The following is a 22,983-nucleotide window of genomic DNA, read 5'->3' as shown; positions in this document are numbered from 1 at the left end:
TATTAGTTAGTGATTTTGGTCTATGCGCTGGGTTTGGGATGATGCCGGCCAGCACTCAACTGCTCATTGTTAACTGCTAGCTCATAAAGCCGCAGCTCGGCACGGTGCAGCCGGCGCTCCAGGGCCAGCTGCAGCTGGTAGCGCCGGCGCAGCAAGGCCTCGCGGCGGCGCTGGTGGTGGCGGGCAAAACGCTTGAGCAACACCCGGCCCCGCTGGCGCAGGCCGCGCTGCTCGTGGGCCAGGGCGCGCCGCGCGGCCCGGGGCAGGAGGTGGCGAAACCGCTCCAGGTCGTGCCCCAGCTGGCGCAGCTGCTCGCGCGGGCCGGCGGCGGCCTGGCGGGTGCGGGCCCGCAGGGCATCGCGGGCGCCGTCGAGCTGGCGGTGGGCGGCGTATCGGCTCTGGCCGCTGAGCTGGTCGAGGCGGGCGTGGCGCTGGCTGAGCTGCTGGCGGGCCGTGTTGATGATTTGTTCGCCCAAGCCCAAGATGGCGGCCTCGAGCCGGGCCAGGCGCTCTACCAGGAAGGCAGCCACGGCGGTGGGCGTTTTGAGGGCGCGGTGGGCGGTGAGGTCCACCACGGCCTCGTCGCGCTCGTGGCCGATGCCCGTGAGCACCGGCAACGGAAACGCGCCCACCGCGGCTGCCAGGCCGTACTCGTCAAAGGCCAGCAAATCGGTGCGGCTGCCCCCGCCCCGGATAATCACCACGGCATCAAACTGCCCGCGCCGGGCGCGCACGCCATCTAGGGCGGCCCGAATACTGGCCGGGGCGTCGTCGCCCTGCATGGCGGCCGGAAAAAGCGTGAGCGCAAAATCATACGGCGCCTCGTCCAGCTGCTGCACAAAATCCTGGAAGCCGGCGGCGGTGGGGGAGGAGATGACCGCCAGGCGCTGCGGTGCCAGCGGCAGCACGAGCTGCTTCTGGCGCTCCAGCAGGCCTTTTTCCTCCAGCTGACGCAGGGTTTTCAGGCGCTGCAGGGCCAGCTCGCCCACGGTGTAGCTTGGGTCAATGGCCACCACGTCGAGGCTCAGGCCGTACTGCTCGTGGTAGCGCACCTGCACGCGCAGCAGCAGCTTCAGCCCCGGGCGCAGCGTCTGGCCGGTGGCGCGCTCGAAGGCGGGCGCCAGCTGCTGGTAGCGCTGGCTCCAGAGCGTGGCGCGGGCCTGGGCCTTCATGGGCATGCCGCGGCTGTCGGTGCCCTGCTCGGTGAGGGTGAGGTAGCAGTGCGCGCCGGCAAAGCGCGGCACCGTCAGCTCGGCCACTTCGGCCACCACCCAGTAAGAATCGGCCAGCTGCTGATGCAGCACCTGGCGCACGCGGCCCAGCAGCTCGGCCAGCCCCAGCGGCGGAGGCGGGGCGAAAAGAGGAAGCTCGGGGCGGCGGTTGTAAAGCGGCATAAGGCGCAAGTTACGGGTTGCGGTTTGGGCTAAAAGGGAATATGTGCTTGGAAAGTCTGTCATCCTGAGCGCAGCGAAGGACCTTCTCACGATAGGCAAACAGTGCAGCTGTGAGAAGGTCCTTCGCTGCGCTCAGGATGACAGGCAGTTCTCTCGTGCAACCCCGGTTAAGGCGCCGTGTCCCTAACTTCACGGCATCATTTACCCATCCCACTCATTTAATTCATGACTTCATTTTCAATGGCCCGGCGCCTCAGCCTGGCTGTGCTAGGCCTCGGCAGCTTGGTAGCCACCAGTGCTTCGGCCCAAACCACTAAAACCGCTTCGGCGCAAAAAGGCGTCGGCATCAACATCGCCAACATCGACCCGTCGGTGAAGCCCTGCGAGGACTTTTTCCACTACGCCTCGGGCAACTGGCTCAAAAACAACGCCATTCCGGACGCCCAATCGAGCTGGGGCGCTTTCAACGAGCTGATTGACCGCAACCAGGCCACTTTGCGCACCATCCTGACCAACGCAGCGACCAACGCGGCCAAAGCCCCCAAGGGCTCGAACAACCAGAAAGTGGGCGACTTCTACGCCTCGGCCATGGACTCGGCCGCCATCGACGCAGCCGGCCTGAAGTACCTCAAGCCGCACCTCGACCGCATCATGGCTATCAACAGCCTGGCCGACGAGCAGAAGTTTCTGGCCGACCCCAAGGCCCACGCCGGCAATGTGTGGCTGAGCTCGGGCGTGGGGCAGGACGAAAAAATCAGCACCCAGTACGCGGTGTACCTGAACCAGGGCGGCTTGGGCCTGCCCGACCGCGACTACTATCTGAAAGACGACGCGCGTTCGAAAGCCATTCGCGCCGCCTACCGCACCTATCAGGTCAACATGTTCAAGCTGTTGGGCGATGACCAGGCCACGGCCGAGAAAAACGCCGATGCCGTGACGCGCATCGAAACCCGCTTGGCCAAGGCCAGCAAGAGCCGCGTAGACCTGCGCGACCCCTACGCCAACTACAACAAGATGACGGTGGTCCAGGCCAACGCCGCTTTCCCGAACCTAGCTCTGCCCACGATACTGAAGCAGCAAGGCCTCGGCGCGGCCAAGGAAGTAATTGTGGGCCAGCCCGATTACCTGAAGGAAGTGAGCGCCGCCATGCAGCAGGAGCCCATTGCCGACCAGAAGCAGTACCTGCGCTGGCACCTGGTGAGCAGCGTGACGCCGGCCCTGCCCAAAGCCTTCGGCGACGAAGCCTTCAACTTTAACAAAGTATTGAGCGGTGCTAAAAAGCAGCAGCCTCGCTGGAAACGCTCGCTCGTCGCAACGGACCGCTACTTGGGCGAGGCCTTCGGCCAGTTGTACGTCGACAAGGCGTTTAGCCCCGCCGCCAAGGCCAAGGCCAAGGAAATGATTGAGAACCTGCGCAAAGCCTACGCCGAGCGCATTCAGGCCACCGACTGGATGAGCGCCGCTACCAAAAAGGAGGCCCTCACCAAGCTCAACGCCTTCACGGTGAAGATTGGCTACCCCGATAAGTGGAAGGACTACTCCAAGCTGAACGTGAGCCGCGAGAGCTACCTGAACAACCTGTTTGCCGCGCAGGAGTGGGCCAATGACGACGAAATCAAGAAGTTCGGCAAGCCGATTGACCGCAACGAGTGGGGCATGACGCCGCCCACAGTGAACGCCTACTACAACCCGCCGATGAACGAGATTGTGTTCCCGGCCGGCATTCTGCAGCCCCCATTTTATGACCCCAAGGCCGACGACGCGGTGAACTACGGCGGCATCGGCGCCGTGATTGGCCACGAAATGACCCACGGTTTTGACGACCAGGGCCGCCAGTACGACGCCAAAGGCAACCTGCGCGACTGGTGGACCAAAGAAGATGCCGACAAGTTCAACGCCAAAGCCGACATGGTGGGCAAGCAGTACGACGCCTTCACGCCCCTGGACTCGGTGCACGTGAACGGCAAGCTCACGATGGGCGAAAACCTGGCCGACCTGGGTGGCCTCACCATTGCCTACCAGGCCTTCATGAAGACGCCCCAGGCCAAAGCTGGTCAGAAAATCGACGGCTTCACGCCTGAGCAGCGCTTCTTCCTGGGCTACGCCCAGATTTGGCGCACCAACATCCGCCCCGAGGCCGTGCGCCAGCAGGTGCAAACCGACCCGCACTCGCCGGGCCAGTTCCGCACCAACGGCCCGCTCATGAACATGCCGGAGTTCTATAAAGCCTTCGGCTGCCAGGACGGCAACAAGATGATGCGCGCCCAGGCCGACCGTTCCAAAATCTGGTAGGTCGTTATTGGTTAGCATGAAGTAGAACGTCATGCTGAGCTTGTCGAAATAGCTCTACCGCGCAACCAGTCATTGCGTGAGTAGAGCTGCTTCGACAGCTCGGCATGACGTTCTTTTTTTATCAAACCCAAATTGCCAAATTCGCACCGTTTCTTTTTGTTCGTTGAATTGTTCAACACCAACGGGCCTTTGTAACTTGCACTTCTTAACATTCCCACTTTAATATTCCACATGACTCAATTCTCATTTGTGCGGCGCGCGGCTTTGTCGGCGGCGGTGCTGGGGCTGGCGGCTGGCGCAGCCCAGGCCCAAACCAAGATTAAAACCAAGAGCAGCAGCGAGGGCAAAACCAAAACGACGGTAAACACTACCGGACAGTCGGGCGTGGGCATCACCCTGGCCAACCTGGACCGTAGTGTGTCGCCCTGCGACGACTTCTACCGCTTTGCCAACGGCAACTGGCTGAAAAATAACCCGATTCCGGCCTCCGAAACGGGCTGGGGTGGGTTCAACGTGCTGCGCAACCGCAACCGCGACGTGGTGCACGGCATTCTGGAGAAAGTGGCCGCCGACCGCACCGCCAAGCCGGGCTCGAATGCCCAGAAAGTGGGCGACTTCTACGCCGCCGCCATGGACAGCGTGGCCGTAGAAAAAGCTGGGTTGAAATACCTGCAGCCCCGCCTCGACAAGATTAACGCCATTCAGGATGTGGCCGGCATGCAGCGCTACCTCGCCGACCCCCGTAACTTCGGCAAGGGCTGGTATGGCCTGGGCGTGGGCCAGGACCCCAAAAACAGCACGCAGTATGCCGTGCAGATGAGCCAGGGCGGCCTGACCATGGCCGACCGCGACTACTACCTGAAGGACGACGCCCGCTCGAAAGCTATTCGGGCCGCCTACCGCACCTACCAGGTAAACACCTTTAAGCTGCTGGGCGACGACCAGGCCACGGCCGAGCGCAACGCCGATGCCGTGATGCGCATCGAAACCCGCATGGCCCGCGCCAGCCGCGACCGTGTGGCCCTGCGCGACCGCGACAAGAACTACAACAAGATGACCGTGGCCCAGGTGGCCGCCGACTATCCCAACCTCGACATTCCGCTGCGCCTGAAGGAAAGCGGCCTGAGCGCGGCCAAGGACATCATTGTGGGCCAGCCCGAATACCTGAAGGAGGTCAACACGATGATAAAAGAAGAGCCCATTGCCGACCAGAAGCAGTACCTGCGCTGGCACCTAGTGGAAGGGGTGACTTCGGCGCTGCCGAAGGCGTATGTGGACGAAGCCTTCAAATTCTCGCAGGTGACGAGCGGCGCCAAGGTGCCGCAGGCCCGCTGGAAGCGCGCTTATGCTGCCACCGACGGCGCGTTGGGCGAAGCCTTTGGTCAGATTTACGTGGACCAGGATTTCAGCCCCGCCGCCAAGGCCAAGGCCAAGCTAATGGTCGAAAACATGCGTCAGGCTTATGCCGAGCGCATTCAGGCCACCGAGTGGATGAGCCCCGCCACCAAGGCCGAAGCGCTCAAGAAGCTGAACGCCTTTGTGGTGAAAATCGGCTACCCCGACAAGTGGAAGGACTACTCCAAGCTGACCGTGAGCCGCGAAAGCGCGCTGAACAACCTGTTTGCCGTGTCGGAATTCAACACGATGGACCGCCTCAGCAAGTTTGGCCAGCCCGTCGACCGCACGGTGTGGGGCATGACGCCGCCCACGGTGAACGCCTACTACAACGCCAGCTTGAACGAGATTGTGTTCCCGGCCGGCATCCTGCAGTCGCCCTTCTACGACCCCAAGGCCGACGACGCGGTGAACTACGGCGGCATCGGCGCCGTGATTGGCCACGAAATGACCCACGGTTTTGACGACCAGGGCCGCAAAGTGGACTCGGAAGGCAACCTGCGCGACTGGTGGACCAAGGAAGACGGCGAGAAGTTCATGGCCAAGGCCGACGTGGTGGGCAAGCAATACGACGCTTTCTCGCCGCTCGACTCGGTGCACGTGAACGGCAAGCTCACGATGGGCGAAAACCTGGCCGACCTCGGCGGACTCACCATCGCCTACCAGGCCTTCATGAAGACGCCCCAGGCCAAAGCCGGCAAGCTGATTGACGGCTTCACGCCCGAGCAGCGCTTCTTCCTGAGCTGGGCCCAAATCTGGCGCATCAACCAGCGCCCCGAAACCACCCGTCAGCTCGTGCAAACCGACCCGCACTCGCCCGGCCAGTTCCGCACCATCGGGCCGCTGCAGAACTTCCCGGAGTTCCATAAGGCCTTCGGCTGCAAGGATGGAGACAAGATGGTACGCCCGGCTTCGAACCGCGCCAAAATTTGGTAAGCCGTTTGCATAAGCTTTCCTGAATCAAGCACGGGAAACTGTTTCCGCGCCCGATACGAGAAGGTCCGCTCCCCCTGGGGGCGGGCCTTTTTACATTCTGGAGGGCGTATACAGGGCTTTAGTCATTGCGAGTGGAGCGCAGCAGAACGCGGCAATCCGTCCTCTCAGCCGCGACTGGTTTGCAGATGTGATAAAGCCGTTTTCAAAACGAAAAAGCCTGGTTCCTGCGCAGAACCAGGCTTTTTCACATCTCAGGGCTTGTCGCGGTTGAGAGGACGGATTGCCGCGCTTCGCTCGCAATGACAGGTGAATTATTTCACCACCTCCACCTTCATCGGAATATCCGTCACCGGCCATTTATCCGACTCCACGGGCTCTTTGGAAATCTTGTCCACCACATCCAGCCCCTCTATCACTTCGCCGAAAACCGTGTACTTGCCATCGAGCGAGGGCACGCCGCCTTCGGTGGCGTACACTTTCTGCTGGGCAGGCGTGAGCTTGCGGCCGGCCATGGCCTGCGACTGGAACGGGGCCATTTTCTCGCCCACCACGAAGTAGAAATCGGTGTTGGAGGACAGGTGGCCGGGGTTCTGCTCGTCGTCGTAGCGGGCCATGCCCAGGGCGCCTTTGTGGTGGAAATGCTCGGCTCGGAACTCAGGCGGCAGCCGGTAGCGCTTCAGCCGGATGGTGCGGGCCAGGTAGGTTTGGCCGCCCTGCACGGCAAAATCCTTCACCACGCGGTTGAACATGGTTTCGTCGAACACGCCCTTGCGGGCCAGCAGCAGGAAGTTGGCCTTGTGAATTGGCGTATCGTCGTAGAGCTTCACCCGGATGTTGCCCAGGCGCGTCTTAATCAGCACTTCGGAGCCGGGGTATTGCTTGCCGTAGGCCAGCAGGGCGGCCGGGGCGGTACTATCGGCCAGCGCGGCCAGGTCGGGGCCGGGAATGACGGGCTTGGCGGGGGCGGCCTTGGGCGGGGGCGTTTGGTTGCAGGCGGCCAGCAGCGCCAGCCCGAGGAAGAGGAAGCGGTTCATACCACAAAATAAGCCCGGCCCCGCGCATTGCGGAGCCGGGCTTAAGCCAACGGTGCCGGAAAGCTTACTTCTGGGCGTCGCCCTTCAGCTTCACTTTTTCGCTGCCGTCTTTGCCTTTGGTTTTAATTTTCACCTTGTCGGCAGCCGGATTCACTTCCGGTGCCGGCGCCGGGGCGGCCGGGGCCGCGCCTACTTCGGTGGCGTTGGCCGGGGCCGGCTCCTCCATGTCTTTAGCCGATTTGATTTCGTCGGCGGCTTCGGCCTTCTTCACTTTTTGCTGGGCCAGCAGCAGCTGGTCCTGGGCCAGGGTGTTCTTTTTCCAGGCCGAAAGCTCGGTGCTCAGCTTGGCTTTCTCTTCCTTGCTGGGCTTGCTGGGCGTCATCAGGGCGTTGAGGTCGGGCTTGCCGGCGTCTTGCCAGGCCGAATACCACAGCGACGACACCAGCGTGGGCGCGCCCTTGAGGCGGTAGTCTACCATGCCGCCCACGGCCTTTTCGTACTCGGCCGCGAAGGCGTCGGAGTAGCGGCGCGAGGTTTTGCCGTACTTGTGCGAGAACGTGAAGCGCACCTCCGGCTTCATCACCTTCTCAATCTTGGTGGCGCGGTCAAACGTCTCTCCCAGGAAGCCGTAGCTCTGCTGAATAACCTCCCAGATGGCCGTCAGCGGGTCTTTGATGTACTTGGCCGGCTCGCCGTCGAGCTTGTAGTCGTTGATGTACTTCTCGGGCAGGGTGCTTTCCCAGAGACTGTGCAGGCCCTTTTGGTCGGTGAGCTGGCCGTCGTAGTTGATGGTAGTGTGCAGCGGCACGAAGGCGTCGCCTACGTAGTGGCTCAACTCGGCCGAGAACTTCACGATGGCGGCCGTGTCGCGCGAGCGGAAAGCCTCCGTCAGGTTGTCTTTCATCTCCATCACCACCCACGGCACGGTGCCGTATTTCTTGAGGGTGTCGGCCTTGAATTTCTCCACCGCCTTGTCGTACTGCCGGGGCATTTTGCCGAAGGGGTTGTCTTCGGAATAATGGTCCATGTCGATGTAGTGCTTGGGCGCCTCGGTGGGGTCGTCGTTGCGGCGCTCGTCGGGGGCCGTGCTCAGGCGCACCAGCTCGGGCATGTGCCGGTAGTAGAAGGCCTGCATCGAAGACGGCAGCTCGTACACCGCCACCTGCGAAATGACGCGGTGGCCGAAGAAACCCCAGGCGCCGGCGGTGCCGTGGGCAAGCATAAGGGCCGCAAGCAGCAGCGGCAAGATGGTTTTTTTCATGAAAAATGGAAAGATGGCGGGAGGGAAAACACGGGGCCTGCCCAAAGTTCGGGAATGGTTTGCACATTCGCTCGTGTTGCCGCTTCCGAACCCTGTGGGCGGCCCCAGCCGGCCCTACCTTTGCCCGAATGGCGGGCTCCTGCCAACTCTTGCTTATGCGTTTTTCCTGTTTTTCGATTGTGCTGTGGAGCGCGCTGCTGGCCGGTCCGGCCATGGCGCAAGTGCCGTCTGTATCGCGTGCACCTGGGGCCTACCGCACGGCCGCGGCCTACCACCGCCGCCAGCCCCAGCCCGCCGGCTCCGATGCCTTTTATCCCGACAAGCGCGGCATGGTGGTGGTGGAAGTGCCCCAAGGTGCCCGCACCACCAAGCTGCGCTTCGCCCCCGACAGCGTGTGGGGCTTCGTGAATGGCAAGGGCCGCACCACGCGCCTGTTTCGCGGCAACGAGTACCGCCTCGAATACGCCGACACGCTCTGCGTGTACAGCACCAGCAACATCACGGCCGGCAACGACCGCAACGGCAACAACCTGCTGGTGCCCGGCGCCAACTCCATGGGAGCCTACACCAACGCGCGCTACTTTTTCAGCCGCGGCCTCACCGGGCTCATTTTCCCGCTCACCGTGTCGTACCTGCGTCAGGCCTATGCCGCCAGCAACCCCGCCTTCGTGGCGTCGCTAGGCAAGCTGCGCGTCGACCAAAGCCTGGTTGATTTTGACCGCAACACGGGGCTCTTCCGCGTCACCACGCTCTATCACGAGGCCAGCGGGCATTAGTCGCCCGGGTGTGTGGTGGCGCCGGCCTTGCTGCGCACCGAGCTGGGCTGGGCCGCTACGGCCGCTTCCTTGCGCCGCTCCAGCAGCTCGCTCAGCTTCTCGTAGATAAACGCCGCCGCTTGCTGGCGCAGGCTGTCGGCATCGCCGGTCAGCTCCACGCGGTACTCGTGGGCGTGGCCGTCGAGCAGGATGGTGACGAAGGTGGTGCCCACGGGCTTGTCGGGCGTGGCCGAAGCGCCCTCGCCGCAGAGGCCGGTCACGGCCACGCACACGTCGGCGGCCGGCAGGTTGCGGTGCAGGCCCAGGGCCATTTCGTTGGTGGTTTGCTGGCTTTCGGCCGAGTAGGTGGCCAGCGTTTCTTTTTTCACGCCCAGCAGCTTTTGCTTGGCGTCGGTGTGGTAGGTCACCACCGAGCCCAGCAGCACCTCGCTCACGCCGGTGGCGGCGGCCATTTGCGCCGCAGCGAGGCCGCAGGTGCAACTTTCGGCCAGGGCTAGGGTAAGCTTCTGCTGCAGAAACTGCTGCACTAGGCCTTCAATATCGGGTTTCTTCATAGCGGGAAAGGTGTGTGCCGTCCCTGCCATACGCTACCTGTTGCCGCCTGTGTTGCAGAGGAGCTTAGGCACTCAATGCCTAATGGCAACAGTCTGCAAAGGAAAGAACGTCATGCTGAGGGCGGTCGAAGCATCTCTGCCGAGAGTGTAAATAATTACTGCTGCGGTAATGATGCTTCGGCAAGCTCAGCATGACGTTCTTTTTCTCCCTTCTCCCTTCTCCCTTCTCCCTTCTCCCTTCTCCCTTCTCCCTTCTCCTTTCTCCCCAATTACTCATTCCGGTACGCTACGCCTGCCTTCATCACGAAGCGAGGCCGCATCAGGGCCGAAATATCCTGCAGCGGGTCGCCGTCTACGGCCACGATGTCGGCCAGCTTGCCGGCTTCCAGTGCGCCCAGGTCGGCGGTTTCGCCCAGCAGTTCGGCAGCGTTGAGCGTGGCGGTGCGAATGGCTTCGAGCGGCGGCATGCCGGCCTCGGTCATGTAGCCAAACTCCTTGGCGTTCTGGCCGTGGCGGTACACGCCGGCATCGGTGCCGAAAGCTACGCGCACGCCGGCCTTGTAGGCGCGGGCGAAAGTGCCCTGCATCTTGGTGCCCACGTTCAGGGCTTTCTCGGCAATGACGGGCGGGAAGTAACCCGGGTGCGTGCGCGTGGTGTCAGCTACTGACTTGCCGGCAATGAGCGTGGGCACGTACCAGGTGCGGGTTTTGGCCATGAGCTTGATGGCCTCGTCGTCCATCAAAGAGCCGTGGTCGATGCTGGTCACGCCGGCCCGCACGGCCCGCTTGATGCCTTCGGCACCGTGGGCGTGGCAGGCCACGCGCAAGCCCAGGTCGCGCGCGGTTTCCACCACAGCCCGGATTTCCTCTTCGGTGTACTGGGCGCCGGTGCCGTCCTTGCTCAGGTCGAGCACGCCGCCGGTGCTGGCAATTTTGATGAGGTCGGCGCCGCGCTTGAATTGCTCGCGCACGGCCTGACGGCACTGGTCCGGGCCGTTGGCGAGGTTGATGGGGTTTCCGGCGTGCGCCATCTGCTCCAGACTGAGGCCGTCGGTTTCGTCCATGTGGCCGCCGGTGGCCGAGATGGGCATGCCAGCCGAATAGATGCGCGGCCCCGGCACCAGGCCCTGGGCCACGGCATTGCGCAGGCTGGTGTTCACGCCCGAGCCGCCGCAGTCGCGCACGGTGGTGAAACCGGCCCGCAGCGTGGTCAGCGCGTAGCCCTGGGCGCGGTAGGCGATGTCGGCGGGGTTGAGGGTGAACTGCTCGCGAAACTGGTTGCGGCTCGATTCTGATTCCAGGTGCACGTGGCAGTCGATGAGGCCGGGCAGCACGGTGCGGTTCTCAAGGTTGATGACCTTATCCTGCGGGCCGCTGGCGGCCGTGTAGCCGGTTTGAATGGCGGTTATCCGGTCCTTTTCCACCACGATGGTTTGCTGGGCTAGCAGCTTGCCGCTGCGCACGTCGAGCAGCTTGCCGCAGTGCAGGTAAGTTTTCTGGGCGAAAACGGCAGGGGAGGCCAACAGCAGCGCGGCTGTGGTCAGGGCGTGCGTAAATTTTTTCGTCATGCGAAAAAGCGGATTGGTGAGTTGGCGGATTGGTGGAGTTCTCGCAATAAAAGAACGTCATGCTGAGCGAAGTCGGAGCATCTCTACCGCTTCGTTGAATCAAATGAATTACTTCCGCAGTAGAGATGCTTTGGCTGCGCTCTGCAGCGCGTTCCTTTGCGCGGTACGGCAGAGCCAAGCCACCAAATCCATTCATCCACCAATCCACCATCGCATGACCACCCAGGAAGAGTTTGAAACCGCCAGCCAGCGCGCCCAGCAGCTGCCTTCGAAGCCCAGCAACACCGTGCTGCTCCAGCTCTACGCCCTCTACAAGCAAGCTACCGAAGGCGACCTCACCGGCGACCGCCCCGGCGGCTTCGACTTTAAAGCCATTGCCAAGTACGACGCCTGGAACAGCCTGAAAGGCACCAGCAAAGAAGCCGCCCGCCAGCAATATGTGGAGCTGGTAGCGGAATTGGCAGGGTAGAATCAGGTTCAATTTAGAACGTCATGCTGAGCACAGTCGAAGCATCTCTACCGCGTAAGTAATCAGATTTACTGCTGCGGTAGAGATGCTTCGACTGCGCTCAGCATGACGTTCTTTATATCTGATAACCACCTCGCCATCTCACCACCATGGACATCTCCCGCAAAAAGCCCGCGTACCCGCTCACGCCCGCCCTGCGCGAGTACTTGCGCGACTACGACCGCGCCGTGGCCCTGCCTGTGGCCTACGCCGACCTGCGCCGCTTCAGCAACTCGTTTCCGCTGATTGACCGTACCGGCAAGGACACGCTCTGGCAAACCATCTATTTTGAAGGGCCTGAGATGCAGGAGCTCAGCACAGCCCTCACGGAGGTGTACGCGCTGCTGAAAACGGCCGGCGACCTGTCCTTTTCCAAGCACCTTGTGGCCGACCGCATCGACTACTGCGAGTTCGGCAACTCGCAGCCCTTCCGGGTGCGCATCGTGAACCTGCTCAACGACAACTACGACTACTTCTACGTGAAGCAGGCCGACGCTTCGCGCCTCTACGGCCTGGAGCTGGAGCACCTGCTCTCGCCCAATTCCATCAACTTCCTGGTGAGCGGCGACACGCTCATTGAGGAGCACATCGTGGGCATCCCCGGCGACGACTTCATCGAGAAGCACCTCAGCCGGCCCCACCTCAACCAGGTGCGCATCGCCAAAGAGTTTGTGAAATTCAACGAGCGCTGCTTCGTGCGGCTGCTCGGCGACATGCGCGCCTACAATTACGTCATCGCCGTGACGCCCGACTTCGAGGACGAACAGTACCGCGTCCGGGCCATCGACTTCGACCAGCAGAGCTACGAGGGCCGCCGCAGCATGTACCTGCCCCGGTCCTTCAAAGACAACGCCCCGGTGGTGGACATGTGCGCCCACCTGCTCAAGCCCGATACCGTGCGCCAGTACCAAACGGAGGAGCGCGCCCTCATGGCCGGCCGCGCCCGCGCCGAGCGCCACCGCCTCAAGGCCCTGCTCGACGTGATGCGCGCCCACGACTTGGCCCCGCTGGACAAGGTGGAACAGCTCAAAACCGAGCTCAACCGCTACCACCACACCCAGGCCTTCGACGCCTGCGACTCGATGGGCGACCTCGTGCGCCAGCACTTGTGGCAGATGCTAGGGCCGAGTGCCAAGCCGGCGGCGGGGTAGGGGAGGGCCGATGCTAATATGGACTGACTTACGGCCGCGAAACAAGAACCTGCAGTCGCACAGAAACCGAAGTTGGGTACGAGTAACGACCTGGAGCGACCATAATGCTAACGCATTGCTTTTGAAGTCCCTGGCGCGCCATGCCAGGAATTTTTTATGCCTAATTTTCCACTTCAGCAGTTACTTGTCACGCATTGCATGAAAAACCTTCTACGCTACCTTTTTCTGTTGCTGATTGGGCTGAGCCCCGTGCGTCCGGCCCGCGCCACCGCTCTGCCTGCCCCGGGCCGTCCACTGGGCGAAGCTCTGAACCCCGACGGCACGCTGCGGCCCGGCGCGAATGGCTCGTTCGATGCCCGCGCGTTTCGGATGAGCACGGCGCCCGACGGGCGGCCCGTCTTTCGGCCGGCGGGCACCACGGGGGCGGGGGATGAGCGGTGGGCCGACGGGTTTGCTGTGCGCGACGGAGTAGACGGGTATGTGGCCGCTATTGCGAAATTTGGTGTTCATGTATACATCGGGGGCAGTTTCACGGCCGCCGGGAACGTGCCGGCCAATTGCCTGGCCCATTGGGACGGCACGGCTTGGAGCGCAATGGGAACCGGTGTAGCCACGAACCCCAGCGGGGCGCTGAGCGTGACCGCGCTGGCCATGGCGCCCAACGGGGATGTGTATGCCGGTGGGGCATTTAGCCAGATTGGCAATGTGGCGGCCAACAACGTGGCCCGCTGGGACGGTACTGCCTGGAATGCCTTGGGAAGTGGGGCTGCCAACGGGACGGATGGCCGGGTGAGGACATTAGTAGTGGCCTCTAATGGGGATGTGTACGCCGGGGGGACGTTTGGCAACGCTGGCAATGTGGCGGCCATCAACGTGGCACGCTGGAACGGTGCCACTTGGAGTTCCTTTGGCACGGGCGCTGCCAACGGGGTGCGGTTAGGGTCGGTGTGGTGCCTGGCGTTGGGGCCGAACGGGACGGTGTACGTGGGAGGCGATTTTTTACAGGCGGGTGGCCTGCTGGGTACCACTTGCGTGGCTAAATGGAGCGGTACCGCGTGGAGCGGCTTGAATAACAGCGGCGCCGGCACGGGCCTCAACGCGGTGGTGTACGACATGGCCGTGGCGGCCAATGGGGACCTGTATGCGTGCGGCGGCTTTAGCCAGGCCGGGGGTGCGCCAGCCAACTACGTCGCCCGGTGGAATGGCACCGCCTGGAACAGCCTGGGCGTGGGAGGGGCCGTGAGCTTTGGCTACGGACCGGCGGCGCTTGCCATCGCCGCTTCCGGCGAGGTGTACGTGAGCGGGGCACTCGTGACGGTAGGGGCCACGACCAGCAACACCGTGGCGATGTGGAACGGCACGGCCTGGAGCCTAGTGCCCGGCGCACCGTTGGCGTCCGTCGGCGAAATGGTGACCACGCCTGCTGGCGACCTATACGTGGGCGGATACGTTTCGCAGGCCGGTGGAGTGCCCGTAAACAATATTGCCCGGCTATCGGGCGGAACATGGCGGGCCTTGGGCCCGGGCGTGGGCCTTGGCTTGCACGGGTACACCGTCTTCGATGTTTCCGTTTCGGTCGTGGTGGCGGCGCCCGGCGGACTGGTATACGTGGGCGGTACTTTTCGTTTGGCCGGGGGCACGTTGGCTAATAACGTCGCCTGCTGGGACGGCAACGACTGGCGGGCGTTAGGGGCGGGGGCTGCCAATGGAACCAACGGACCCGTGAAAGCGCTGGCCGTGTCCTCCAGCGGCGAAGTGTATGTGGGCGGAGAATTCACACTGGCCGGCGGGGCGGCGGCCAATCGGGTGGCCCGCTGGAATGGCATGGCCTGGAATTCGCTGGGCGTTGGGGCTGCCAACGGCTTCAATTACGGGGCGGTGAACGGGCTGGCCTTGGCCCCAACGGGGGAGCTCTACGCAGGCGGCAGCTTTGACCGGGCCGGCAACAACGTCTACGCAAATGGCATCGCCAAATGGGACGGAACCGCCTGGAGTGCGATGGGCACGGGGCTTGGCAGCGGTGGAACCTATTCAACCGGAGAAGTAGCGGCTGTGGCGGTAGCTCCTAATGGGACTGTGTACGCGGGGGGCAGCTTTTCCCGGAGCAAGCGCGGCCCCACTGATTTCATCGCCCGTTGGAGCGGCACCGCTTGGGTGGCCTTCGCGACAGGAAGCTACTACGACGTAAGCGGCCCGGTCAGTGCGTTGGCCGTGGCCACGAACGGTGATGTGTATGTAGGCGGAGATTTTACACTGGCGAATGGAATACCCGTCAATTACCTGGCCCGTTGGAACGGAATTGGCTGGAGCGGGGTAGGAACGACTACGCCCAGCGGTATCAACGTTGCGGTCACCGCGCTGGCCTTGGGAGCGGCTGGGGAACTATATATAGGCACGAGCTTTCGGCCGCTGGCCGGCATCACAGTGGCCAACCGCATAGCTAAGTGGAACGGGACAGCATGGAGCAACCTGGGCACCGGACTGAATGGGTTGGTTGGTGCCCTTGCCGTGGGAGGTAATGGGAAGCTGTATGCCGGCGGCAGCTTCACGGCCACCGGCGACGGCAGTAAGTTTACCGCTCGCTTCGCCATCTACGACCCCAACGCTCCCCTCGCCACCAAAGCCGCCCGCACCACCCCAGCCGCGCAGCTTTTCCCCAACCCGGCCCACGGCGCGGCCACGTTGCGCCTGCCCGCCGGTGCGCCCCGCCTGCCGCTCACGCTGGTCGATACGCAGGGCCGCACCGTGCGCCGCTACCCCGCCCCGGCCAATGCCGAAACGAATTTGGACTTGCGCGGCCTACCTGCCGGCACCTACGTGGTGCGCTGCGGTGAATATTCGCAACGTCTGCTGGTAGAATAGCAACCGTTTGGGACCAGCGTGGCAGGGTTTTTGGGCGAGGTTATTTTCCTCGATTTCCACTATTCTCCTCCCGCGCCCTGCATGAAAAAAACGCTACGTTACCTGTTGCTCTTGTTGCTGGCGCTGGGCCTGATGCGTCCGGCCCACGCCACCGCTCTGCCCACAACCGGTCCCTCCCTCGCCGAAGTCCTCAACCCTGATGGTACGCTGCGGCCGGGGGCCAACGGCTCATTCGATGCTCGCGAGTTTTGCGTGAGCACGGCGCCCGACGGGCGGCCCGTGTTTCGGCCCGCCGGTACCACCGGAACCGGCGATGAGCGTTGGCAAAATGGCTTTGGCCTCAACGGCGCCGAGCGCCGCATCAACGTCGTGGTGCGCGTCGGCAACGACATTTACGTGGGCGGAGCCTTCCGGCTTATCGGCAACCTCGCAGCCAACTACGTAGCCAAATGGAACGGCACGGCCTGGAGCTCTTTGGGCACGGGCGCCGCTAATGGAACCGATAGCGAAGTGGTGGCCTTGGCGGTTGCCGGCAACGGCGACGTGTACGCAAGTGGATTTTTTAGCCTAGCGGGTGGCATACCGGCCAATGGCCTGGCGAAGTGGAATGGCACGGCTTGGGGCCCGCTAAGCCCGGCTGCCGGCAACGACTTGGATGGCTTCGCCTCTGCTTTGGCCATTGCCCCGAACGGCGACCTGTACGTGGGCGGCGCGATTAGTCGGGCCGGCGCTGTGCCGGTCAACAACGTGGCCCGCTGGAACGGCACGGCCTGGAGTGCCCTGGGCGCGGGCGTTAGCCTCGGCACCGCGAGTGGGCGTCCGGTCAACGCGTTAGTCGTGGCCGCCAACGGTGACTTGTACGCCGGAGGAAGCTTCACAGAAGCTGGTGGCGCGCCTGCCTTTGGGGTGGCGCGCTGGAACGGTACCAGCTGGAATCCTTTGGGCACGGGCACAGCCAACGGCGTAAATGGCGCGGTGGCGGCGCTGGCCATTGCCCCCAACGGCGACCTGTATGTGGGCGGCAGCTTCGCCCAGGCGGGCGGCGCGCCGGCCAATAACGTGGCCCGCTGGAATGGCACCGCTTGGAGCGCCGTGGGCACGGGCACCACGGGCACGGGCGTGGCGGTGCAAACGCTGGGCGTGGCTGCTAACGGCGACCTGTACATCGGCGGCAACTTCACGCAAGCGGGCGGAGCCACCGTGAGCCGCGTAGCGCGCTGGAACGGCACCGCCTGGAGCGCCGTGGGCACGCCCCCGGCCAATGCCATCGGCACCACGGTATTGTCGTTGACCGTAACCACCAACGGCGACGTGTATGCGGCCAGCAGCGACTTCAACACCATTGCAAGTACCGCCGCATATTACTTGCTGCGCTGGAATGGCACTGCCTGGAACACTGTGAGCACCGGCTTGAACGGGGTGTTTGGCATAAATTACAATACCCCAATTTATGCACTGACAACTGCCGCCAACGGCGACGTGTACGCCGGTGGGGAGCTGCGCATGGCCGGCAGCGCCATAGTGAACTCCGTGGCCCGGTGGAACGGCGCGGCCTGGAGCCCGGTGGGTCCGGCGGTGGGCGGCATCATCAACAGCGCCGTGCGGGCCGTGGCTGTGGCCCCCAATGGCGACGTGTACATCGGCGGCAACTTCACCCAGATAGGGGGGGCGGCCATCAACTACGTAGCACGCTGGAACGGCACCACCTGGAGTGCCCTGGGCACCGGCACGGCCAATAGCGTCAACAACACTGTGAATGCCTTGGCCTTGGCCCCCAACGGCGACGTGTACGTGGGCGGCAATTTTACCCAGGCTGGCGGCGCCTACACCAGCTACATCGCCCGCTGGAATGGTACTGTTTGGAGCGCCGTAGGAAATAACAACGGCGCCGACGGTCCGGTGCACACGCTGCTGGTGGCCTCGAATGGCGACTTGTACGTGGGCGGCGGCTTCAACCAGGTTGGCGGCGTACTGGCCAACCACATTGCGAAGTGGAACGGCAGCGCCTGGAGCGGCATGGGCGCCGGGCCGGCCAACGGCGTCGATGCTTACGTGAGTGCCTTGGGCCTAGCCGCCAACGGTGATTTGTACGTGGGCGGAGGCTTCACGCAGGCAGGCGGGGTGCCGGCCAGCCGGGTAGCGCGCTGGAACGGCACGGCCTGGGGCCCAGTGGGCACGGGCGCAGCCAACGGAACAAACGGCGCGGTGAGCAGCCTGGTGGTGACCGGCAACGGAGACATTTACGTGGGCGGCGACTTCACGCAATTCGACGGCGTGGCCGCGGCCCGCACCGCACGCTGGAACGGCACGGCCTGGAGCCCGCTTGGCACTGGCCTTAACAACGCCGTTTTTGCCTTGGCCCTCGGCACGAATGGCAAACTGCACTTCGGCGGCAGTTTCACCGGCGTTGGCGATGGTAGCAAGGTCATGTCTCGTTTCGCCATCTACGACCCTGCTGCTCCGCTGGCTGCCACCGCGGCGAAAGCCGCACTCGCTGCGCAGCTCTTCCCCAACCCGGCCCACGGCGCGGCCACGCTGCGCCTGCCCGCCGGTGCTCCCCGCCTGCCGCTCACGCTGGTCGATGCGCAGGGCCGCACCGTGCGCCGCTACCCCGCCCCCGCCACGGCCGAGGCCGCGCTGGACCTGCGCGGCCTGCCCGCCGGCACCTACCTGGTGCGCTGTGGCGAATACACACAGCGCTTGGTGGTGGAATAAAGCGACTGTCTGAAAAAGAAAAGCCCGCTGGCCAATTTGGGCAGCGGGCTTTTTACGTTTGAAGCAGACGAACTACACCGCCGGCTTAGGCGCGGGCAGGTCAAACGCAGTGGCATCGTGCTCGAAGTGGCCTTTGTGCGAGCCGTCGCAGAAGGGTTTCTGGCTCGAAAGCCCGCAGCGACAGATGCTGATGCGCTGCCGGCCGCCGAGGCCGTAGGGGTTGCCTTGGGCGTCTACTAGTTCAATTTCTTCGCCCTCTACGCGGAGGGAGCCGTTGGAAAGCACGGTGAGTTTGGTGGCCATTTTAGAGGGGTTGGTTTTTAGGGTTGAGTGTTGAATTGCGGAAAGACTGCGTTAAGAGAATAGAGTGCCGAGGTCGAACTGAATTGATAACTCAACATTCAACCCTCAAAACTCAGCCCCTTTACAGCGCCTTGCGCATGATGTAATCGTTCATAAAGTACGGCCCGATAGGCACGTCTACCTCACGCTGGCGCACGAAGCCGCGCCGCTCGTAGAAAGCAATGGCGGGGTTATAGCGGTTCACGTTCAGGTCCAGAAAGCGGCCGCCAGCTGCGCGGGCAGCGTTTTCCACGGCCTCGATGAGGTGCACCCCCAGGCCCTGGCCCTGCCGGGTGGGCAGCACGTAAATCTTGTGCAGCTTGTAGCCATTGTCGCCGTTTTCCTCGGCCGGCAGCGGACTGAACGACGCGAAGCCCACGGGCTCGCCCTCCACGTACGCCAGCAGAAACGTGTGCTGCTGCTCCACCATCTGCCGTTTCAGCGAGGCCGAGGTGTAAATCACGCGGTACATGTACTCCAGCTGCTCGCGCGAGATGATGAAGCGGTAGGTGGGCTCCCAGGTGGCCTCGGCCAGGCCGATGATGGTGGGAATGTCCTTGAGCGTGGCGGGCTCGATGCGCGGCGGGGCGAGTTGGGCGTCGGAAGTCATAGGCGGCAAAACACGAAATTGCGGCGAAAAACCCGAACCGGCCGCCCGCTTTGATACGGTTGGCGCGCTCCTTGCGTTAAAAGGTCGATTCCCGTTTCAAAATTGACTCTTCTATGAAAGCTTCTGCCTTCGTTTTACTGCTGATTTCCGGCCTGCCCGCTGCCGCCATCGCCCAACCCAACACCGCCCAAGGCGAACTGCTGCGTCGCGGCGAACTCACCGGCTCCCGCCCTTCGGCCAAAGCCCAAATGCAAGCGGCCTCACGCCCCGCTAACCACGCTTCCGACCCCGCCCAGCAGCACCTGCTCCAAACCGACATCAATCTGGCCCAGGCCCGCGCCGAGGAATTGCCCAACCTCTACGAGCGGTTTATGGCCACCACCCGCGACGAGCGTCGCACCTGGACCGCCCCGCAGTGGGACGCCGCCGGCGAAGTCCTCGCCCGCCTCAACCAGCGCTACGAACAAGTCCGCACCGACCTGCCGCTGGACGACCGCCTGCGCGTCCGCAGTTTGCAGGGCGAGTTTCACACCCTGCGCGGTGCCCGCAACGTGAAAGAAAAGCTGGAGTAATGGCCTTGAAAACGAACGTTGCGCCGGGCGCAGATGCTCTGCTGTGCCCGGCGCAACGTTCGTTTTATATTTTTTGGCTCTTTCGTTCTGCCCTTACTGCGCCGTGGGCTGCGGCACTTGCTGCGCTAGCCACTTCATGGCCAGTTCGGGGTCTTCAAATTGTTCAACGATAATGTGGGGCCGCAGGGCTGCAATGAACTCGTGGCTGGCAAAATGGTTGTCGCGGTCGGGCGAGAACAGGTAGGCCATGGCCCGCACCCCCAGCTTCACGGCTTGGGGCAGCCACTCGTATTGCAGCCAGGGCACGGCGTCGCTCCAGTCACCACTGGTGTCGCTTTTGTCGTTCAAAATAAGTGGGTAATCGAGTTGCCCACGCCACTGCCCGCCCTGCTGCACGCCCCGGATGACCTCGCCCCCCGTGAGGTGCCCGTGCCAACGCACGTACAAGATGTGCTGGTCAGGGTAATAAAGGTATTCGGCCAGCGGAGCGCCATGCGAATCCGGCAGGCTGAGCAGATGGGTAGGAGGGGAGGAGAGCATGGCAGGAAATTGCAATAATTTCGCAGGGTTTCCAAATATAGTCAGCCACGCATAAAGGGCAAGTAATAGCGTGGCCCTGCTACCTTTGGGGTTCTGCTTTTCCCTCGCCTTTATTCGTTCGTAGCGCATGCACATTGCCATCGTCGGCAACATTGGAGCCGGTAAAACCACCTTGGCGCACAAGTTGGCCCAGCATTTTCGGTGGGAAGTATTTCTCGAAGACGTGGACGACAATCCTTACCTGAAGGATTTTTACCACGACATGCCCCGCTGGGCCTTCCACCTGCAGGTGTACTTCCTCAACGGCCGTTTCCGCCAGACGCAGCGCATCAAGGAGCTGCAAAAGGCCGGCCGGGGCATCATCCAGGACCGCACCATCTACGAAGACGCCCACATCTTCGCCGCCAACCTGCACGAGTCGGGCCTGCTCGAAACCCGCGACTACAACAACTACTACGCGCTGTTCGAGTCGATGATTGACCTCGTGGCCCCGCCCGACCTGCTGCTCTACCTCCGCGCCGACCTGCCCAAGCTGGTGAGCCAGATTGAGAAACGCGGCCGCGACTACGAAAACAGCATCAGCATCGAGTACCTCAAAAGCCTCAACGAGCACTACGAAAAGTGGATTAGCGGCTACACCGCCGGCCGCCACCTCATCGTCGACGTGAGCGAGTTGGACTACGTGCGCCGCCCCGAGGACCTCGGCACCATCATCGATAAGATTAATACGACGCTGTTCGGCCTGTTTTAAGCAGTTAATTGCAGGAATAAAAGCACGTCATGCTGAGCGCAGCCGAAGCATCTCTACCGCGAGAGTAAATGATTAGTACAGCGGTAGAGATGCTTCGGCTGCGCTCAGCATGACGTGCTTTTTGTCTCGTCCAGTACGCTACTGCCCGCCCGGCAGCGCTTCATTGAAAAAATCAACCAGCGGCCGCGCGGCCGCAATGGCCGCCACCAGCTGGTCCACAAAGTCCGGCGCCAGCACCTCCACATCGGTGTAAAACCGCCCGGCCCCGAACGTCTTCAGCCGCAGCCAGGCCAGGTCCGGGTCGTCGGCCGTGTAGCCGCGGGGCGGCCGCGTCAGCTGCGGCCCCGCGGTGTCGAGACCATCCGGAAAGTAGCGCAGCAGTTCCGGCGCCTGCCGCAGCCGGTGAAACTCGTCTGAACTGTAGTGGATTTCCTGCCGAATGGCCGCCAGCATTTCCGGGGTGGGGTGGAAGGTGCCCGCCCCCAGCCAACTTTTGCCCTCGGGCTGAATGGCGATGAAGTAGCCCGCCCGCGGCGCATGGCGCCCGCCCAGCTTGAGGCCGGCGCCCATGCGGCGCTTGTAGGGCTCGGGGTCGCGGTGGGCGCGGTCGTTCTTATGCAGCCGAAACATCACGTCAGCGGGCGTCAGGTTGGCCAGGTCGGGGTCGGTGGCGGCTACGCGGGCGAGCACCTGGCGCACCAGCTCGGTGCAGGCTGCGCGGGCGCGCTGGTAGTCGGCGCGGTGCTCGGCCATCCAGGCGGTGGTGTTGTTGGCCGCCAGCCGGGCCATGAAGTTCAGCAGATAATCCAGTTCCATGCGCAAACCAGGCATTGGGCCCGGCCCAGCAGAACGCCACGGCCGAGCCAAGAGTTGCGCTGGACTCCGGCCAGCCGCTTACTTGTAGCTGAGCACCGTCACGGCGTCGCCCACGCGCAGGCGCCCCTGGCCGGGACCGGTCACGTTCTGGCCGAAAAGCGAGCTGTTGTCAACTTTGCGGTAAGCGGCCAGGGTACGCAATGGGTCGCCCACGGGGTTTTTCTGAGCGGTGACCTGGTCGATGGTCGTCATCACGCATCGGCCGCAGCCGCGCACCGCCCGAAATGGCAATTCGCCGATTTGGAACCGCTCCCACCGGTCGTCCTCGTACGCCTCGCCGCCGCCAAATACCAGGTTGGGCCGGAAACGGTTCATGGGCACGGGCTGGGCCAGGCGGGTGTTGAGGTCGGCCAGTGCCGCCTCGCCCGCCAGCAGAAAGGGGTAGCCGTCGGCAAAGCTCACGAGTTGGCCTTCGGGGTTGAGGGTTGGCTCTACGTCGCGCCGCACCATGTCCGACATGTACACCAGCCGGCAGGGGCGGCCCAGGGCTTCGGCTAGCCATTCATCGGCCTCCGGCGTACCGCGCCAGGCCCACAGAATATCATCCCACACCGTCACAAACAGCGTGCGGTCGGGCGTGGCTTCAAAGGGAATAAACAGGGGCAGCAAATCGGGCCGCTGGCGGTGGCTGATGAGGAAGCCGTTGTAAGCCGGGGCCACGGTTAGCAAGGCCAGTTCAGGCTGCTGCCGCTGCGTCATGAAGCGGTTGCGCTCATCCACCAGCAGCCAGCGCCGGTCATAGCGCAGGCCGCGGGCCGTCACCTCGGCCTCGGGCACAGCATAGCCGCCCAGCGACTTGACAGGGTAGATAAATAAACCGGAAAGCGTAAGCGGTGCAGACATGGG

Annotated in this window: 19 protein-coding genes; 9 read left to right on the top strand and 10 right to left on the bottom strand. The window is 63.2% G+C overall.

Features of this window, described 5'->3' with window-relative positions; translation table 11 throughout:
• Positions 1-20 precede the first annotated feature (20 nt).
• Positions 21-1,394 (bottom strand): exodeoxyribonuclease VII large subunit, encoded by a 1,374-nt coding sequence (xseA, locus tag I2I01_RS16830; protein WP_196287676.1) that lies wholly within the window; start codon positions 1,392-1,394, stop codon positions 21-23.
• A 225-nt stretch (positions 1,395-1,619) separates the two neighbouring features.
• On the opposite strand from xseA, the gene I2I01_RS16825 reads away from it, so the two are divergent.
• Together I2I01_RS16825 and I2I01_RS16820 are read left to right on the top strand one after the other, a co-directional pair.
• A complete protein-coding gene (locus I2I01_RS16825; RefSeq protein WP_196287675.1) occupies positions 1,620-3,686 on the top strand; it encodes a M13 family metallopeptidase in 2,067 nt (688 codons plus the stop codon).
• Between the two features lie 231 nt (positions 3,687-3,917).
• Positions 3,918-6,017 carry a M13 family metallopeptidase gene (locus tag I2I01_RS16820; protein ID WP_196287674.1) on the top strand — a complete coding sequence of 700 codons (2,100 nt, stop codon included), beginning with the start codon at positions 3,918-3,920 and terminating at the stop codon, positions 6,015-6,017.
• A 311-nt stretch (positions 6,018-6,328) separates the two neighbouring features.
• On the opposite strand, the gene I2I01_RS16815 is transcribed toward I2I01_RS16820, so the two are convergent.
• A complete protein-coding gene (locus I2I01_RS16815; RefSeq protein WP_196287673.1) occupies positions 6,329-7,051 on the bottom strand; it encodes a peptidylprolyl isomerase in 723 nt (240 codons plus the stop codon).
• A gap of 64 nt (positions 7,052-7,115) precedes the next feature.
• Entirely contained in the window at positions 7,116-8,312 is a 1,197-nt protein-coding gene (locus tag I2I01_RS16810) for a zinc dependent phospholipase C family protein (RefSeq protein WP_196287672.1), read from the bottom strand.
• A gap of 155 nt (positions 8,313-8,467) precedes the next feature.
• Here I2I01_RS16810 and I2I01_RS16805 point away from each other — a divergent pair, with 155 nt between their 5' ends.
• On the top strand, positions 8,468-9,088 hold the full coding sequence (locus I2I01_RS16805; RefSeq protein ID WP_196287671.1) for a hypothetical protein: 621 nt from the start codon (positions 8,468-8,470) through the stop codon (positions 9,086-9,088).
• Here the strand turns inward: I2I01_RS16805 and I2I01_RS16800 are convergent.
• Positions 9,085-9,642 (bottom strand): CinA family protein, encoded by a 558-nt coding sequence (locus I2I01_RS16800; RefSeq protein WP_196287670.1) that lies wholly within the window; start codon positions 9,640-9,642, stop codon positions 9,085-9,087. The genes I2I01_RS16805 and I2I01_RS16800 overlap by 4 nt on opposite strands.
• A 269-nt stretch (positions 9,643-9,911) precedes the next feature.
• Entirely contained in the window at positions 9,912-11,210 is a 1,299-nt protein-coding gene (locus tag I2I01_RS16795; protein WP_196287669.1) for a metal-dependent hydrolase family protein, read from the bottom strand.
• A 214-nt stretch (positions 11,211-11,424) separates the two neighbouring features.
• Here I2I01_RS16795 and I2I01_RS16790 point away from each other — a divergent pair, with 214 nt between their 5' ends.
• The 4 genes from I2I01_RS16790 to I2I01_RS16775 all read left to right on the top strand — a co-directional run bounded on the left by I2I01_RS16790 (position 11,425) and on the right by I2I01_RS16775 (position 18,446).
• Entirely contained in the window at positions 11,425-11,679 is a 255-nt protein-coding gene (locus I2I01_RS16790) for an acyl-CoA-binding protein (protein ID WP_196287668.1), read from the top strand.
• A gap of 149 nt (positions 11,680-11,828) precedes the next feature.
• Positions 11,829-12,869 carry a hypothetical protein gene (locus I2I01_RS16785; protein WP_196287667.1) on the top strand — a complete coding sequence of 347 codons (1,041 nt, stop codon included), beginning with the start codon at positions 11,829-11,831 and terminating at the stop codon, positions 12,867-12,869.
• A gap of 198 nt (positions 12,870-13,067) precedes the next feature.
• Positions 13,068-15,731: a T9SS type A sorting domain-containing protein gene (locus I2I01_RS16780; protein ID WP_196287666.1), complete on the top strand. Its 2,664-nt coding sequence runs from the start codon at positions 13,068-13,070 to the stop codon at positions 15,729-15,731.
• Between the two features lie 81 nt (positions 15,732-15,812).
• Positions 15,813-18,446, top strand: a complete 2,634-nt coding sequence (locus I2I01_RS16775; protein ID WP_196287665.1) for a T9SS type A sorting domain-containing protein — start codon at positions 15,813-15,815, stop codon at positions 18,444-18,446.
• A gap of 72 nt (positions 18,447-18,518) precedes the next feature.
• Here I2I01_RS16775 and I2I01_RS16770 read toward each other — a convergent pair whose 3' ends face one another.
• Together I2I01_RS16770 and I2I01_RS16765 are read right to left on the bottom strand one after the other, a co-directional pair.
• Positions 18,519-18,749 carry a CDGSH iron-sulfur domain-containing protein gene (locus I2I01_RS16770; RefSeq protein WP_196287664.1) on the bottom strand — a complete coding sequence of 77 codons (231 nt, stop codon included), beginning with the start codon at positions 18,747-18,749 and terminating at the stop codon, positions 18,519-18,521.
• A gap of 121 nt (positions 18,750-18,870) precedes the next feature.
• Entirely contained in the window at positions 18,871-19,398 is a 528-nt protein-coding gene (locus I2I01_RS16765) for a GNAT family N-acetyltransferase (RefSeq protein WP_196287663.1), read from the bottom strand.
• Between the two features lie 113 nt (positions 19,399-19,511).
• On the opposite strand from I2I01_RS16765, the gene I2I01_RS16760 reads away from it, so the two are divergent.
• On the top strand, positions 19,512-19,970 hold the full coding sequence (locus tag I2I01_RS16760; protein WP_196287662.1) for a hypothetical protein: 459 nt from the start codon (positions 19,512-19,514) through the stop codon (positions 19,968-19,970).
• A gap of 93 nt (positions 19,971-20,063) precedes the next feature.
• Here the strand turns inward: I2I01_RS16760 and I2I01_RS16755 are convergent, their stop codons facing one another.
• Positions 20,064-20,510 carry a hypothetical protein gene (locus I2I01_RS16755; protein WP_196287661.1) on the bottom strand — a complete coding sequence of 149 codons (447 nt, stop codon included), beginning with the start codon at positions 20,508-20,510 and terminating at the stop codon, positions 20,064-20,066.
• Between the two features lie 127 nt (positions 20,511-20,637).
• Here I2I01_RS16755 and I2I01_RS16750 point away from each other — a divergent pair, with 127 nt between their 5' ends.
• Positions 20,638-21,261, top strand: coding sequence for a deoxynucleoside kinase (locus I2I01_RS16750; RefSeq protein WP_196287660.1), 624 nt, complete (start codon positions 20,638-20,640; stop codon positions 21,259-21,261).
• A gap of 138 nt (positions 21,262-21,399) precedes the next feature.
• Here I2I01_RS16750 and I2I01_RS16745 read toward each other — a convergent pair whose 3' ends face one another.
• Positions 21,400-22,077, bottom strand: a complete 678-nt coding sequence (locus I2I01_RS16745) for a DUF2461 domain-containing protein (protein ID WP_196287659.1) — start codon at positions 22,075-22,077, stop codon at positions 21,400-21,402.
• Between the two features lie 78 nt (positions 22,078-22,155).
• On the bottom strand, positions 22,156-22,980 hold the full coding sequence (locus tag I2I01_RS16740; RefSeq protein ID WP_196287658.1) for an MOSC domain-containing protein: 825 nt from the start codon (positions 22,978-22,980) through the stop codon (positions 22,156-22,158).
• Between the last annotated feature and the right edge of the window lie 3 nt (positions 22,981-22,983).

Source organism: Hymenobacter properus, assembly GCF_015694735.1.
Lineage (GTDB): Bacteria > Bacteroidota > Bacteroidia > Cytophagales > Hymenobacteraceae > Hymenobacter > Hymenobacter properus.
Note: the sequence above shows the minus strand (reverse complement) of the source record. Positions and strands in the feature narration are given on the sequence as shown.

Coding starts and splice junctions, on each gene's coding strand:
- xseA (WP_196287676.1), bottom strand. CDS start 1,394: ATGCCGCTTTACAACCGCCGCCCCGAGCTTCCTCTTTTCGCCCCGCCT.
- I2I01_RS16825 (WP_196287675.1), top strand. CDS start 1,620: ATGACTTCATTTTCAATGGCCCGGCGCCTCAGCCTGGCTGTGCTAGGC.
- I2I01_RS16820 (WP_196287674.1), top strand. CDS start 3,918: ATGACTCAATTCTCATTTGTGCGGCGCGCGGCTTTGTCGGCGGCGGTG.
- I2I01_RS16815 (WP_196287673.1), bottom strand. CDS start 7,051: ATGAACCGCTTCCTCTTCCTCGGGCTGGCGCTGCTGGCCGCCTGCAAC.
- I2I01_RS16810 (WP_196287672.1), bottom strand. CDS start 8,312: ATGAAAAAAACCATCTTGCCGCTGCTGCTTGCGGCCCTTATGCTTGCC.
- I2I01_RS16805 (WP_196287671.1), top strand. CDS start 8,468: ATGCGTTTTTCCTGTTTTTCGATTGTGCTGTGGAGCGCGCTGCTGGCC.
- I2I01_RS16800 (WP_196287670.1), bottom strand. CDS start 9,642: ATGAAGAAACCCGATATTGAAGGCCTAGTGCAGCAGTTTCTGCAGCAG.
- I2I01_RS16795 (WP_196287669.1), bottom strand. CDS start 11,210: ATGACGAAAAAATTTACGCACGCCCTGACCACAGCCGCGCTGCTGTTG.
- I2I01_RS16790 (WP_196287668.1), top strand. CDS start 11,425: ATGACCACCCAGGAAGAGTTTGAAACCGCCAGCCAGCGCGCCCAGCAG.
- I2I01_RS16785 (WP_196287667.1), top strand. CDS start 11,829: ATGGACATCTCCCGCAAAAAGCCCGCGTACCCGCTCACGCCCGCCCTG.
- I2I01_RS16780 (WP_196287666.1), top strand. CDS start 13,068: ATGAAAAACCTTCTACGCTACCTTTTTCTGTTGCTGATTGGGCTGAGC.
- I2I01_RS16775 (WP_196287665.1), top strand. CDS start 15,813: ATGAAAAAAACGCTACGTTACCTGTTGCTCTTGTTGCTGGCGCTGGGC.
- I2I01_RS16770 (WP_196287664.1), bottom strand. CDS start 18,749: ATGGCCACCAAACTCACCGTGCTTTCCAACGGCTCCCTCCGCGTAGAG.
- I2I01_RS16765 (WP_196287663.1), bottom strand. CDS start 19,398: ATGACTTCCGACGCCCAACTCGCCCCGCCGCGCATCGAGCCCGCCACG.
- I2I01_RS16760 (WP_196287662.1), top strand. CDS start 19,512: ATGAAAGCTTCTGCCTTCGTTTTACTGCTGATTTCCGGCCTGCCCGCT.
- I2I01_RS16755 (WP_196287661.1), bottom strand. CDS start 20,510: ATGCTCTCCTCCCCTCCTACCCATCTGCTCAGCCTGCCGGATTCGCAT.
- I2I01_RS16750 (WP_196287660.1), top strand. CDS start 20,638: ATGCACATTGCCATCGTCGGCAACATTGGAGCCGGTAAAACCACCTTG.
- I2I01_RS16745 (WP_196287659.1), bottom strand. CDS start 22,077: ATGGAACTGGATTATCTGCTGAACTTCATGGCCCGGCTGGCGGCCAAC.
- I2I01_RS16740 (WP_196287658.1), bottom strand. CDS start 22,980: ATGTCTGCACCGCTTACGCTTTCCGGTTTATTTATCTACCCTGTCAAG.